General features: G+C 63.7%; 12 protein-coding genes and 1 pseudogene. All 13 read right to left on the bottom strand.

Going from position 1 to position 12602, the window contains the following annotated elements:
* Positions 1-749: pseudogene (locus KJQ12_RS06660) on the bottom strand (hypothetical protein); the annotation flags it as partial.
* Between the two features lie 104 nt (positions 750-853).
* The gene (locus KJQ12_RS06655) at positions 854-1480 is read right to left on the bottom strand and encodes a ribonuclease HII (protein ID WP_213483987.1); all 627 of its coding nucleotides are present in this window, start codon (positions 1478-1480) and stop codon (positions 854-856) included.
* A gap of 69 nt (positions 1481-1549) precedes the next feature.
* Entirely contained in the window at positions 1550-2428 is an 879-nt protein-coding gene (ylqF, locus tag KJQ12_RS06650) for a ribosome biogenesis GTPase YlqF (RefSeq protein WP_213483986.1), read from the bottom strand.
* 58 nt (positions 2429-2486) lie between these two features.
* Positions 2487-3179 (bottom strand): signal peptidase I, encoded by a 693-nt coding sequence (gene lepB, locus KJQ12_RS06645; RefSeq protein ID WP_015254991.1) that lies wholly within the window; start codon positions 3177-3179, stop codon positions 2487-2489.
* A gap of 100 nt (positions 3180-3279) precedes the next feature.
* Positions 3280-3618: a 50S ribosomal protein L19 gene (rplS, locus tag KJQ12_RS06640; protein ID WP_015254992.1), complete on the bottom strand. Its 339-nt coding sequence runs from the start codon at positions 3616-3618 to the stop codon at positions 3280-3282.
* Positions 3619-3761: 143 nt separating this feature from the next.
* The gene (trmD, locus tag KJQ12_RS06635) at positions 3762-4544 is read right to left on the bottom strand and encodes a tRNA (guanosine(37)-N1)-methyltransferase TrmD (protein WP_015254993.1); all 783 of its coding nucleotides are present in this window, start codon (positions 4542-4544) and stop codon (positions 3762-3764) included.
* A 3-nt stretch (positions 4545-4547) separates the two neighbouring features.
* Positions 4548-5066: a ribosome maturation factor RimM gene (rimM, locus tag KJQ12_RS06630; protein ID WP_015254994.1), complete on the bottom strand. Its 519-nt coding sequence runs from the start codon at positions 5064-5066 to the stop codon at positions 4548-4550.
* A 121-nt stretch (positions 5067-5187) separates the two neighbouring features.
* On the bottom strand, positions 5188-5418 hold the full coding sequence (locus KJQ12_RS06625) for a KH domain-containing protein (RefSeq protein WP_015254995.1): 231 nt from the start codon (positions 5416-5418) through the stop codon (positions 5188-5190).
* A 28-nt stretch (positions 5419-5446) separates the two neighbouring features.
* Positions 5447-5719, bottom strand: coding sequence for a 30S ribosomal protein S16 (gene rpsP / locus KJQ12_RS06620; RefSeq protein WP_015254996.1), 273 nt, complete (start codon positions 5717-5719; stop codon positions 5447-5449).
* A 36-nt stretch (positions 5720-5755) separates the two neighbouring features.
* On the bottom strand, positions 5756-7150 hold the full coding sequence (gene ffh / locus KJQ12_RS06615) for a signal recognition particle protein (protein WP_213483985.1): 1395 nt from the start codon (positions 7148-7150) through the stop codon (positions 5756-5758).
* Positions 7151-7177: 27 nt separating this feature from the next.
* Entirely contained in the window at positions 7178-7540 is a 363-nt protein-coding gene (locus tag KJQ12_RS06610; RefSeq protein ID WP_015254998.1) for a putative DNA-binding protein, read from the bottom strand.
* 319 nt (positions 7541-7859) lie between these two features.
* A complete protein-coding gene (gene ftsY, locus KJQ12_RS06605) occupies positions 7860-8858 on the bottom strand; it encodes a signal recognition particle-docking protein FtsY (RefSeq protein ID WP_213483984.1) in 999 nt (332 codons plus the stop codon).
* A gap of 66 nt (positions 8859-8924) precedes the next feature.
* Positions 8925-12500 carry a chromosome segregation protein SMC gene (smc, locus tag KJQ12_RS06600; protein WP_213483983.1) on the bottom strand — a complete coding sequence of 1192 codons (3576 nt, stop codon included), beginning with the start codon at positions 12498-12500 and terminating at the stop codon, positions 8925-8927.
* Positions 12501-12602 lie beyond the last annotated feature (102 nt).

Genomic DNA, 12602 nt, shown 5'->3' with positions numbered 1-12602 from the left:
GCGCCTGCCGGATTGGCCGGCCCGCCCGCACGGGCGGCCGGGCCGGCGAGCAGCGCCTCGCCTTCGGCAAGCAGCGCGAGCACGCGCGCCGCCAACGCGGGCAGCGTCCCGGCGGTGTCGGGTCCGGCCGCGCCGCCCGCGGCCGATCCCTGCAGGGCGAATGCCGCCAGCTGCCCGCGCAGCGATGCCAGCAGTTCGCCCAGCGGCTTGCCGAACATCGCCTGCCGCAGCGCGGCGACCGTGCTCTCCGTCACGGGAAGACCGCGCTTCCACGCCGTCGCCGCCGCCTGCATCCATTCCGCTTCCGGCACATCCGCCGGACGGGCGGCCGCAACCTGCTTCAGCGCCTCCCCGGTCTCGCGGGTGACCGGATAGCCGCCGCGGCGAAGGTCGAGCGCCAGTTCCGCGGCCCACCGCTTGTCCGGCAGGCCGAGCGTCCGCATCAGTTCGCGCAGCGTCGCCTCCGAAGGCTGCGCGTTGCCGGCGTCGGCCTGCCGGAGCACGATCGTGCCGGCTGACGATTCGGGCATCACCTGCAGCATTGCGGACTGCCCGGGAGCCAGCGGCGTTTCCAGACGTGCGCGCACCTGGACGCCGGCGAGCGACACGAGCGCTTCCTGCCCGTCCAGCAGCTGCAGCACGACGCCGCGCACGACCTGGCCGATCCGCAGTTCCAGCGCCTTCGCCTGGTCCGGCTGCGGCTCGCCGAGCATGCCGCGCATCAATTGGCTCACCAACATCGTCAGCATCCCCCTTCTTCCTTATGGTTTCTATATCGGCTGAACCCGCTTCGGGCTGAAGAATAAAAAAACCGCCCGCAGGCGGCTTTCGCCCGTCCGCAGGCGGTTTGCGATCAGAACAACGTCAACTGCTCGTCCAGCAGCTTGCCGAGGAACGAACGCCGGTGCATCGGGCTCGGTCCGAACTCCAGCAGCCGTTCGCGGTGCAGCTTCGTCGCGTAACCTTTATGTATGGCGATGCCGTATTCCGGATACATGCGGTCCCATTCGTCCGTGCACAGCCGGTCGCGCGTCACCTTGGCGACGATTGACGCGGCGGCGATGGACTGGCAGCGCGCGTCGCCATGGACGACGGCGAGCTGCGGCACATCCAGATCGATCGTCTCGGCATCGACCAGCAAATGGTCCGGCTTCACGCTCAACGCTTCCACCGCCAGCTTCATCGCGAGCCGGGACGCCTGCCGGATGTTGATCCGGTCGATCTCCTCCGGGCCGACGCGGGCCACCGACCAGGCCACCGCCTGCTTGATGATCGCTTCGTAGCATCGCTCGCGCTGCTTCGCGGTGAGCTTCTTCGAGTCGTTTACATCCGGCAGATGCAGATCCGGCGGCAGAATGACGGCGGCCGCCACCACGTCGCCGAACAGGCAGCCGCGGCCGACCTCATCGACGCCGGCGATCGCCCGGAATCCCCGCTGCGCCAGCTCCCGTTCCTGCGCCAGCATACCCGTACTTTCCATGATGCGTCTCTCCTCCCCCGGAGCCGCTGCCGAACCCGATCCCCGTCAACCGGCAGCGCCCGAAGCCGGTCACCGGAACTCTTCCGGTTCCTCCAGCGTGATCCGGCCGAGCTTGCCCGAACGCAGATCGCGCAGCAGCACGCCGGACGCCTTCTCCAGATCGACGCGTCCGCCGCTCACAAGGCAGCCGCGCTTCCGGCCGATCCGCTCCAGCACATCGACGATCTGTCCGGGATCGTCCGGATCTTCCGGCGGACCGCCTTCGAGTCCGAAACGCTCAACGAACGCGTCCCAATACTTCCCGGCCAGCGTCTTCACGGCGAAGAACGCGATTTCCTCCAGGTTCAAAATCTCTTCCCGGATCGAGCCGATGACCGCCAGCCGCATGCCGACCGTCTGGTCGTCGAACTTCGGCCACAGAATGCCCGGCGTGTCGAGCAGTTCCATTTCTCCGCCGACCTTGATCCATTGCTGGCCTTTGGTGACGCCGGGGCGGTCGCCGGTCGCGGCGACGCTGCGGCCGGCCAGCCGGTTGATCAGCGTCGACTTGCCGACATTCGGGATGCCGACGATCAGCACGCGCACCGCCCGGGGCTTGACGACGCCCCGCGCCGCCATGCGCTCCCATTGCGGCGCGACCAGCTTCTTCACCCGCGCGGAGATTTCCTTGATGCCCTGTCCGCCGGCGGCGTCCACGGCAAGGCTGTCCAGCCCGTCTTCGCGAAACGCGGCGATCCATCTGTCCGTCGCCCGCTGGTCCGCCAGATCGGCCTTGTTCAGCAGGACAAGGCGCGGTTTGCCGCGCAGAATCTCGTCGATCATCGGATTGCGGCTCGAATGCGGCACCCGCGCGTCGAGCAGTTCGATCACCGCGTCAATCTGCTTCAGTTTTTCCTGAATCTGCCTTCTTGCCCGGGTCATATGGCCCGGAAACCATTGGATCGTCATGCTGCCCCCACTCTTTCAGCGCTGTCGGAAGAAAGCGGCGCGCATGCAGACCGCCGCTTCACTCCGCAGCCGGAACCGGAGCCGAATGGTTGATAAACCCGACCTTGCCGATCGGCCAGAAGATGAAATCGGCCCTGCCGATCACGTTCTCGAGCGGAACGAATCCGATCATCCGGCTGTCCTTGCTGTTGCGCCGGTTGTCGCCGAATGCGAGAATCATCCCTTCCGGCACGGTGCTTTCCTGAACGATCGCATTCGGGAAATCGTCTCCCAGGTTGAACGCCGGCTCGCCCGCGGCCCGCGCCCGCTCGATCGCTTCACGTATATAAGGCTCCTCGAACTTGACGCCGTTTATGTACAGATCGTCGCCTTCAAGCCGCACGCTGTCGCCGGGCACGCCGATGACCCGCTTGATGAAATCGCGGTTCTCTTCCGGCACGTGGAACACGACGACCTCGCCGCGCTTCGGCTCCCGAAAATCATACAGAATCTTGTTCACGATCAACCGCTCGCCGGTTTCAAAGTTCGGCTGCATCGACGGACCGTCCACGATGAACGGCGCGAAAAGAAACCAGCGGATGACAAAGACCAGGAGCCCGGCAATCGCGAGCGCCTTGATCCACTCCACGATTTCCTTGTACAACCGGCTTCCCTCCCGCGGCTCCGCTTGATCCTGCCCGCGATCCGGCTGCCCGCTTCCCGTCTGTTCAGCCTTCGGCAATTCGGCGTCATGCGTTTCGGTTCGGTCCATCCGCCCACCACCTTTCGGCGCCTTGAAATGTCCGTCACAAGCTTATCTTTCTAAAGCAAAAGGGACTTGTCGAAAGCAAGCCCCCTCCGTTTCATCATGCTTAGCGTTCTTTGATTCTCGCTGCCTTGCCGCGCAGCTCGCGCAGATAGTACAACTTGGCACGGCGCACTTTGCCGCGGCGCACTACTTCGATCTTCTCGATCCTCGGAGTGTGCAGCGGGAACGTTCTTTCGACGCCGACCCCGTACGAAATCTTGCGGACCGTGAACGTTTCGCTGATTCCGCCGCCCCGGCGCTTGATGACCACGCCTTCGAACAGCTGAACCCGCTCGCGCGAACCTTCGATAACCTTGACGTACACCTTCAGGGTGTCGCCCGGGCGGAAGTCCGGAATATCCTTGCGGAGCTGTTCTTGCGTAATCGCTTGTACGAGATTCATCGGACGTACCTCCTTCCCCAAGGACGTTCATGCAAGCTCGCCGGCATCTTCCCGTGCCGGGTCTGCGCTGACAGCGGACCGTCCTGATATCGCAAACAACATTTGAAATTTTACCACAGCGCGGCTGCAAATACAACCATTTTTCACTGACCCCGGTCCCGCTCCGTCTCCCGGCCGCTCAAGGATTCGGACGCCATGCGGCGCCGCTCTTCCTCGATGAAGCGCTGCTCCTCCGGCGTAAGATCGGCCTGTTCGAGCAGATCCGGCCGCCGTCTCAGCGTGCGCAGCAGCGACTGCCTGCGCCGCCACTCCTCGATCCGCCCGTGATGGCCGGAGAGCAGCACCTCCGGCACATCCCAGCCGCGGAACGACGCCGGCCGGGTATATTGCGGATATTCGAGCAGACCGGCCTGGAACGAGTCCGCCCAGGCGGATGACTCGTTGCCGAGCACGCCGGGCAAGAGCCGCACAACCGCGTCGATGACGACCATCGCGGGAAGCTCGCCGCCGGTCAGCACGTAATCGCCGATCGACAGCTCGTCCGTCACGAGATGTTCGCGGATGCGCTCATCGTATCCTTCGTAATGTCCGCAGATGAACACGAGGCGCCGCTCGGCCGCGAGTTCTTCCGCCTTGCGCTGCGTGAAGGTCTCGCCCTGGGGACACATCAGGATGATGCGGGGACGCGGCTCGTCCGGCCGGATCAGATCCTCGACCGCGGCGAAAATCGGCTCGGGCTTGAGCACCATGCCGCTCCCTCCGCCGTACGGGTAATCGTCCACCGTGTTGTGCTTGTTGTTCGCATAATCGCGGAAATTGACGGTGTTCAGCTCGACGATCCCCTTCTCCCGGGCTTTGCCGATAATGCTCGCGCCGAACACGCCCTCGAACATTTCGGGAAACAGGGTGAGCACATCGATCCGCATCGGTCAGATCAGCCCTTCCATCAGGTGGATCGTCACCCGTTTTGCCTCAACATCGACATCCAGCACCACATCGGCGATGTACGGGATGAGCACCGGGCGGCCCTTCGGACGTTCGACGACCCAGACATCGTTCGCCCCGGGACGGAGGATCTCGCTGATCCGGCCGAGCTCCTCGCCTTCCTCCGTCACGACCGTGCAGCCGATGATGTCGTGGAAATAGTATTCTCCTTCCGCGAGCGGAACGCGCTGCGAAGCCGGAACTTTGATCGTCCACCCTTTGTACGGGAGCACCTGGTTAATGTTGTCGTACTGTTTGAACTTTACGATGTACAGCCCTTTATGCTCCCGCGCCGATGCGACTTCGACTTCCACGGCAGCGGACGAGTCGGGGGCATGCAGCGTCAGGCGGCTGCCGGGAGCGAAGCGCTCGCCGGGAAAATCGGTCGACGGCAGCACCTTGACCTCTCCCCGGATGCCGTGGGTGTTCACCAGCCTGCCGACCTTGAGCCACTTGTCTGACACGCGTGGGGCCGCTCCTTTCGCACGGCCGGCCCGTCCGATCCTCGGCCGATCGCGTGCAGGGGCCGGGACTCATGCGTCCCGGCCCCTGACCGATCCGGCATCAGACGAGCCGAACCTGAAATCAAGATTCAATATCCACAATGACGCGGCGTTTGTCCCTTGCGGAGGCCGACGAGACGACCGTTCGGATGGCCTTCGCGATTCGGCCCTGCTTTCCGATCACTTTCCCGATGTCGTCGGGATGGACGGACAAGGTATATACCGTGCCGCGGTCTTCTTCACGGACCGTGACCCGCACATCGTCCGGATGGTCCGTCAGCGACTTGGCGATCACCTGAATCAATTCTTTCATCGTCGGCCTCCTCCCGAGAAGGCTGGGCTTACTTGCCTTGCTTCAGTTCATGGAACTTCTTCAGAACGCCGGCTTTGCTGAGCAGGCTGCGCGCCGTATCGGACGCTTGCGCGCCGTTTTGCAGCCATTTCAGCGCTTTCTCTTCGTCGATGTTCAGTTGAGCCGGTTGGGCAACCGGGTTGTACGTGCCGATCTCTTCGATGAAACGACCGTCGCGCGGCGAACGGGAGTCGGAAACGACAACGCGGTAGAACGGTTTCTTGTGCGCACCCATGCGCTTCAGACGAATGCGGACTGCCATGCGAATTCACCTCCTTCAAAAGCTCGGGTCACAGGATCAGCCGAAGGGGAAACGCGGCCCCCGGCCGAGCATGCCCTTCATGCCTTTCAAGCCTTTCGGGCCTTTTCCGCCCTTCGGGCCTTTCGGGCCCATCATCGTCGAGAACTGCTTCATCATGCGGCGCATGTCGTCGAACTGCTTGATCAGCCGGTTCACATCCGCGACCGTGGTGCCGCTGCCCGCCGCAATGCGCTTCCGGCGGCTGTGGTTCAGAATCTCCGGATTGCGCTTCTCCTCGGTCGTCATCGACTTCACGATCGCTTCGACGCGGGCGAGCTGTCGCTCGTCGATCTGGATGTCTTTCAGCTGCTTCAGCTTGCCCATGCCGGGCAGCATTTCCAGCAATTGGTCGAGCGGACCAAGCTTGCGAACTTGCGCCATCTGTTCGAGGAAATCCTCGAACGTGAACTCGGCGGCGCGCATTTTGCGCTCCATCTCGGCCGCCTTCTCGGCGTCGATCGCCGCCTGCGCCTTCTCGATGAGGGACAGCATGTCGCCCATGCCGAGAATGCGGGACGCCATCCGGTCCGGATGGAACGGCTCGAGCGGCTCGATCTTCTCGCCCATGCCGACGAACTTGATCGGACAGCCGGTGACGGCCTTGACCGAGATCGCCGCGCCGCCGCGCGTGTCGCCGTCGAGCTTCGTCAGCACGATGCCCGTCAGCTCGAGCTGTTCGTGGAAGCTTTGCGCGACGTTGACCGCTTCCTGCCCGATCATCGCGTCGACGACGAGCAGCACTTCATCCGGCTTCACGGCCTCATGGATCTGCCGCAGCTCCTCCATGAGCGCTTCATCGATATGAAGCCGGCCGGCCGTGTCGATGATCAGATAATCGCGGCCTTCATCCTTCGCATGTTGCAGCGCCTGCCGCGCGATGTCCACCGGATTCACCTTGTCGCCGAGCGAGAACACCGGCACGCCGATCTGACCGCCCAGCACCTGCAGCTGCTTGATCGCCGCCGGACGGTAAATGTCGCACGCCGCGAGCAGCGGCTTGTGCCCGCCCTTCTGCAGCATCAGCGCCAGCTTCGCGCTGGCCGTCGTCTTGCCGGCGCCCTGCAGCCCCGCCATCATGATGACGGTCGGCGGTTTGGCGGCCTTGGCCAGCTTGGCCTGGGTGCCGCCCATCAATTCGGTCAATTCCTTGTTGACGATATCGATGATGACCATGCCGGGCGTGAAGCTTTTGACCACTTCCTGGCCGATCGCGCGCTCCTTCACCCTGGCGATGAAATCTTTGACCACCTTGAAGTTGACGTCGGCTTCCAGCAGCGCCAGCCGGACTTCGCGCATCGCCTCGTTCACGTCATCTTCGGTTACCTTGCCTTTGCCCCGCAGCTTCCCGAACACGCTCTGCAGCCGGCTTGTCAAACTTTCGAATGCGGCCATCCGCTTCGCCCCCTGCCGTATGAATCCTCAGCCGTTCTCGACGGCCAGACGAAGTCTGGCCAACGCCGTCCGAACGGCTTCCGCGCCCGCCCCTTCCGGCAGTGCCGCCACCGCCCGCTCAAGCTCCTCGAGCAGCGACGTCAGCCGTTCATGGCGGGCGAGCAGCCCGAGCCGTCCTTCATAGTTTTCCAGCATCTCTTCCGCCCGCTTGATATGCTCGTAGACGGCCTGCCGGCTGATGCTGAATTCCGACGCGATCTCGCCCAGCGAGTAATCGTCGTGAAAGTAATATTTCAGAAACATCCGCTGCTTGTCGGTCAGCAGCGGTTCGTAAAAGTCGAACAACATATTGATCCGGTTCGTCTTCTCGAGGGCTTCCGACTCGCGCATCGCCGAAGTCAGCCCCTCCTTTCCGGCAAACGGCAGGCGCCGTCCTCCCGGGCGGGCGCCAATCCTGTCTTTCAAGGAAAAGACCTTTACACCTTGATCAACTTCCTCATCATACCTCAAGGCGCCCGGCGTGTCAAGCCGATCACCTTGTCAGGTGAAATGCCGGAAAGCAACCGCACTTTGCCGCACCGAAACTGCGGCAAATGCAAAAATAGAGGAAATCAATTCCTCTATTCGCTCGAAAAACGGGTTTTTGCGATTTTCGCTGAAATATCCGAAGGCCCTGCGTCTGTTTCGGGGCGTTGGCCGCCGAGGCCGCTCAACCCGCGCTTCCGGCTTCGGCTTCCTTGTCGATCGCGCCGGCGAACAGCGCATGGACGAACTGCTCCGCGTCGAACTCCTGCAGATCGTCCATTTTCTCGCCGAGGCCGACGAGCTTCACCGGCAATTTGAGCTCGCTGCGGATCGCGACGACGATGCCGCCCTTGGCCGTGCTGTCCAGCTTCGTGAGCACGATGCCCGTGACGCCGCTTTTCTCGCCGAACAATTTCGCCTGGCTGAGCGCGTTCTGTCCCGTCGTCGCGTCGAGCACGAGCAGCACCTCGTGCGGCGCGCCCGGCATCTCCCGCTGGATGACGCGATAGATTTTGTTCAGCTCTTCCATCAAATTCGTCTTGTTCTGCAGACGGCCCGCCGTGTCGCACAAGAGCACGTCGACGCCGCGCTGCTTCGCGGCGCGGATCGCGTCGTACATGACGGCGGCGGGATCGGCTCCGGGCTGCTGCTTCACCACTTCGACGCCGACGCGCCGGCCCCACTCCTCGAGCTGGTCGATCGCCCCGGCACGGAACGTATCGCCCGCCGCCATGAGGACCGATTTCCCCTCGCTCTTGAAGCGGTGCGCCAGCTTGCCGATCGTCGTCGTCTTGCCGACGCCGTTCACGCCGACGAACAGGATGACGGTCGTGCCCGACTCAGCCATTCTGAGGCCTTCGTCCGCGCCCTCGCGCAGCAGGGCGACCAGCTTCTCGGACAGGATCGGCTGCAGTTCGGACGCATCCTCGATTTTCCGCTTCCGCACTTCCTCGCGGAGCTCGTCGGTCAGCCGCATGACGGTCGTCACGCCGACGTCGGCGCCGATCAGAATTTCTTCCAGTTCTTCATAGAACGCTTCGTCGATTTTCTTGCGACGGAGCACCAGTTCTTCCACTTTGCCCGCGATGGCGGAAGCGGTCTTCCCGAGCCCTTCCCGGAACTTGTTCGTCACCGCTTCGGCCTTCGCCGAGATGCTCTCGCGCAATTTCTTGAAAAAGCTCACCGTTTTACCACCTTTCCATTTCACCCGGACCGGACGGCCCGGCCGCGGTTCCGGCAAATGCCCGGATCACGCCGATACCGGCTCGCCGTTCTCCAGCCGCACCGAGACGAGCTTGGACACGCCGTCCTGCTCCATCGTCACCCCGTACAGCACGTCCGCTTCTTCCATCGTCCCTTTCCGGTGCGTGACAACGATGAACTGCGTCTGCTCGGAGAATTCACGAAGATATTGCGCGAACCGCGTCACGTTCGCTTCGTCCAGCGCCGCTTCGACTTCGTCGAGCACGCAGAACGGCACCGGCTTGACGTGCAGAATCGCGAACAGCAGCGCCATCGCCGTCAGCGCGCGCTCGCCGCCCGAGAGCAACTGCAGGTTCTGCAGTTTCTTGCCCGGCGGCTGCGCGACGATGTCGATGCCCGTCTCCAGGAGATTGTCCGGATCGAGCAGGACGAGATCCGCCCGTCCGCCGCCGAACAGCCGGTTGAACACGATGCCGAAATGACCGCGGATCGCCTCGAACGTCGTGCGGAAGCGCCGGCCCATCTCTTCGTCCATCTCGCGGATGACCTGGTAGAGCGCCGATTTCGCCTCGATAAGGTCGTCCTTCTGCGCGCTGAGAAACTCGTACCGTTCTTTCACCCGCTCGTACTCTTCGATGGCGCCGAGGTTCACTTCTCCGAGCAGCGAGATCTGCCGCTTCAGTTCGCGGACCTCCTGCTGCGCGGCGGCCGGATCTTCCGGCACCGGATACCGCTCCTTCGCGAGCTCGAACCCGAGCTCGTATTCTTCGCTGAGCGAGCGCAGCAGGTTGTCGAGCTCGACGTCAAGCCGGTTTGCGGCAATCTCGGTCTGCCGCACCTGCTCTTCCACCTGCCGGAGCTGCGTGCGCTGCTCCTTCGTCTCGCTTTCCCCTTCTTCGAGGACGCGCATTTTCTCGGCCCGCTCCGCGCGCTTCAGATCGATCGATTCCGCGCAGCGCTCTTTCTGCAGCCGCAGTTCGTTCAGCGTCTCCGTCTGCTTGACCGTTTCTTCTTCCAGCCGCTGCAGCTCGTCCGCCTGCAGCGACGCCGTCTCGCGCAGCGCGGCCAGCTCCTGCTTGCCGCGCGCGATCTCGCCGCGGAGCCGCGCCGTCTGCTCGGCGAGCGACTGCTTCTCCTGTTCCGTCTTCGCGACGGCAACCTTCAGCTCGGTGAGCTGTCCCTGCAGCTCTTCCCGCGCGGACTCGTTCGCCCGGCGGCGCTCTTCTGCATCGCGGATCGCCTGCTGCAGGCGCGCTTCTTCGGCCGCCATCTCCGCGAGCTTCGCTTCGGCCGCCGCCTTGGCCGCATCCAACGCTTCCAGCTCCTTGAGCTGGCTGCCGCGGTCGTCGGTTTTCAGCTTGAGCTGCTCCTTGAGCCGCTGCTCATCCTGCTCGACCTGCTGAAGCGCCGAGCGGAGCTGCTGCTCCTCGATCCGGCGCGTCTCGGACTGTCCGCGCGCATCCTCGATGTTCTGGGAACAAATGGACAGTTCCTTGCGCAGATCGTCAAGTTTGTCGCGGAGCTGCCCGAGCTGCGTCTCCGCTTCGCGGATTTCCTCGTTCAATGCTTCGATCTGCCGCTGGCGGCCGAGCAGGCTGCCGCCCCGCTTCTGCAGGCTGCCGCCCGTCATCGAACCGCCGGCGTTCACGATGTCGCCCTCGAGCGTGACGACCCGGAAACGGTAGCCGCAGCGCGCGGCGATCTTGTTCGCCTGCTCCAGTGTCTCCGCGATCAGGACGTTGCCGAGCAGGTTCGCCGCAATCTGCGCATAGCGGGCATCGCATTCGACGAGTTCCGACGCGATCCCGACGTAGCCCTCGACCGATTCCGCGGCGCGCCGGTCCTGCTCCGGCACGCTTCGCCCGCGGATGACGTCGAGCGGCAGGAACGTCGCCCGGCCGAGCTGGCGCTGCTTGAGGTAGGTGATCGCCTGGCGGGCCGACCGCTCGTCATCCATGACGATATGCTGCAGCGCTCCGCCGAGCGCCGTTTCCACCGCGACCTCCAGCTTCTCCGGCACGCGGATCAGTTCAGCCACCGCGCCGTGCACGCCGGCCAGGCCGCCCGCGCCGCGGCGCGCCGCTTTCAACACTTCGCGCACGCCCTGCATGAAGCCGTCCAGGCTGTCCTGCATCTCTTTCAGCGTGTCGCGCCGGGACGCGCTGGCATCCCGCTTCTGCTCCCACCTGCGCAACAGCGACTGCGTTTCCTCCAGCGAGCGCTGCAGTTCCTGCCGTCGCTCGGTCTCGGCGATGAGCCGTTTCCGGAGCGCCTCGAGCGCCGCTTCGTTGTCCCGAAGGAGCGCCGAGAGTTCCTCCCGCCGGGCGGCCAGCTTGTCCAGCTCGCCGGCGCCCTCGGCTTCTTCCTCGCCGAGCCGCTGCAGGCGGCGCTCCGCCGCTTCCCGCTGCTGCTCCGCATACCGGATCTCGTTGCGCAGCGAAGCCATCGCGGACAGCACGTCGAGCAGCTCGCTCTTCAGCTTTTCTTCCGCGTCCGCGTCGGCCTCGCCGCTTGTGCCGAACAGTTTCGCTTCCTCCTGCGCCAGCTTCTCGCGCTGCCCGCGAAGCGTCTCCTCGAGCGCGGCGGCCTTCGCACGAAGATCCGCCTCTTCCTTCGTCAGCGCCGCGATCCGTTCCGATTGCGCGTGAATCGTCTCCTCGAGCTGCTTCCGGTTCTGTTCGAGATTGCGGCGGCGTTCCCGCAGCACTTCGCCGTGGCCTTCGCATTTCTCGTATTCTTCGCTGATGCGGAGCAGATCCGCATGCAGCCGCTCGATTTCTTCTTCGATCTGCCGCAGCTTGAGCCGATCCTGCTCGAGGACCGCGTCATGCTTGCTGACGACGGCCATCAGTTCGGCCTGCTCCTGCTGCAGCCGCTCCAACTTTTCGCCCAGTTCCTTCCAGTTGGCATGAACATGTTCGATCTGATGGACGTAGAGCGAGATCTCCTTCGACTTCAACTGTTCGCGGAGATCCTTGTAGCGCAGCGCTTTCTCCGACTGTTCGCGGAGCGGTTCAAGCTGTCCCTCCAGCTCGGACACGAGGTCGTGGATGCGGAGCAGGTTCTGTTCCGTATCTTCGAGCTTCTTCTGCGCTTCGCGCTTGCGCGCCTTGTATTTCACAATACCCGACGCTTCTTCGAAAATGCCCCGCCGATCCTCCGACCGCGTGCTCAAAATTTCTTCGATCCGTCCTTGACCGATGATCGAATAGGCTTCCTTGCCGATGCCGGTGTCCATGAACAGCTCGGTGATGTCTTTCAGCCGGCACGCCTGCTTGTTGATGAGATATTCGCTTTCGCCGCTTCGGTGAACGCGCCGGGTGACCGTCACCTCGTCGTATTCGAGCGGCAGCGCGCGGCTCGTGTTGTCGAGCGTCAGCGACACTTCGCCGTAGTTCACGGGCTTCCGGGAGGCGCTGCCGGCGAAAATGACATCCTGCATGTTGCCGCCGCGAAGACTCTTCGCGCTCTGCTCGCCGAGCACCCACCGGATGCCGTCGGAGATGTTGCTCTTCCCGCTGCCGTTCGGTCCGACGACCGCCGTAATGCCGCGGACGAATTCCATTTCCGTCCGGTCGGCGAACGATTTGAATCCGGCCAGCTCGATCCGTTTCAAGAACATGTCCGTGCCTTCACCTCTGGCATCAATTGTAACAAAGCCGACGCTTGCGGACGCCATGAACCGGCGAACGGCTTCGAACGAATCGTTCGAAGCCGTTCGCCG

This window comes from Thermobacillus xylanilyticus (assembly GCF_907165215.1).
In the GTDB taxonomy this organism is placed as follows: Bacteria; Bacillota; Bacilli; order Paenibacillales; family Paenibacillaceae; genus Thermobacillus; species Thermobacillus xylanilyticus.
This window is presented reverse-complemented; position numbering and strand designations above follow the sequence as displayed.

What these genes read in the sequence shown, in the direction of transcription:
- KJQ12_RS06655 (WP_213483987.1), bottom strand. Translation starts at nt 1,480, where the DNA reads ATGGAAAGTACGGGTATGCTGGCGCAGGAACGGGAGCTGGCGCAGCGG.
- ylqF (WP_213483986.1), bottom strand. Translation starts at nt 2,428, where the DNA reads ATGACGATCCAATGGTTTCCGGGCCATATGACCCGGGCAAGAAGGCAG.
- lepB (WP_015254991.1), bottom strand. Translation starts at nt 3,179, where the DNA reads ATGGACCGAACCGAAACGCATGACGCCGAATTGCCGAAGGCTGAACAG.
- rplS (WP_015254992.1), bottom strand. Translation starts at nt 3,618, where the DNA reads ATGAATCTCGTACAAGCGATTACGCAAGAACAGCTCCGCAAGGATATT.
- trmD (WP_015254993.1), bottom strand. Translation starts at nt 4,544, where the DNA reads ATGCGGATCGATGTGCTCACCCTGTTTCCCGAAATGTTCGAGGGCGTG.
- KJQ12_RS06625 (WP_015254995.1), bottom strand. Translation starts at nt 5,418, where the DNA reads ATGAAAGAATTGATTCAGGTGATCGCCAAGTCGCTGACGGACCATCCG.
- rpsP (WP_015254996.1), bottom strand. Translation starts at nt 5,719, where the DNA reads ATGGCAGTCCGCATTCGTCTGAAGCGCATGGGTGCGCACAAGAAACCG.
- ffh (WP_213483985.1), bottom strand. Translation starts at nt 7,150, where the DNA reads ATGGCCGCATTCGAAAGTTTGACAAGCCGGCTGCAGAGCGTGTTCGGG.
- KJQ12_RS06610 (WP_015254998.1), bottom strand. Translation starts at nt 7,540, where the DNA reads ATGCGCGAGTCGGAAGCCCTCGAGAAGACGAACCGGATCAATATGTTG.
- smc (WP_213483983.1), bottom strand. Translation starts at nt 12,500, where the DNA reads ATGTTCTTGAAACGGATCGAGCTGGCCGGATTCAAATCGTTCGCCGAC.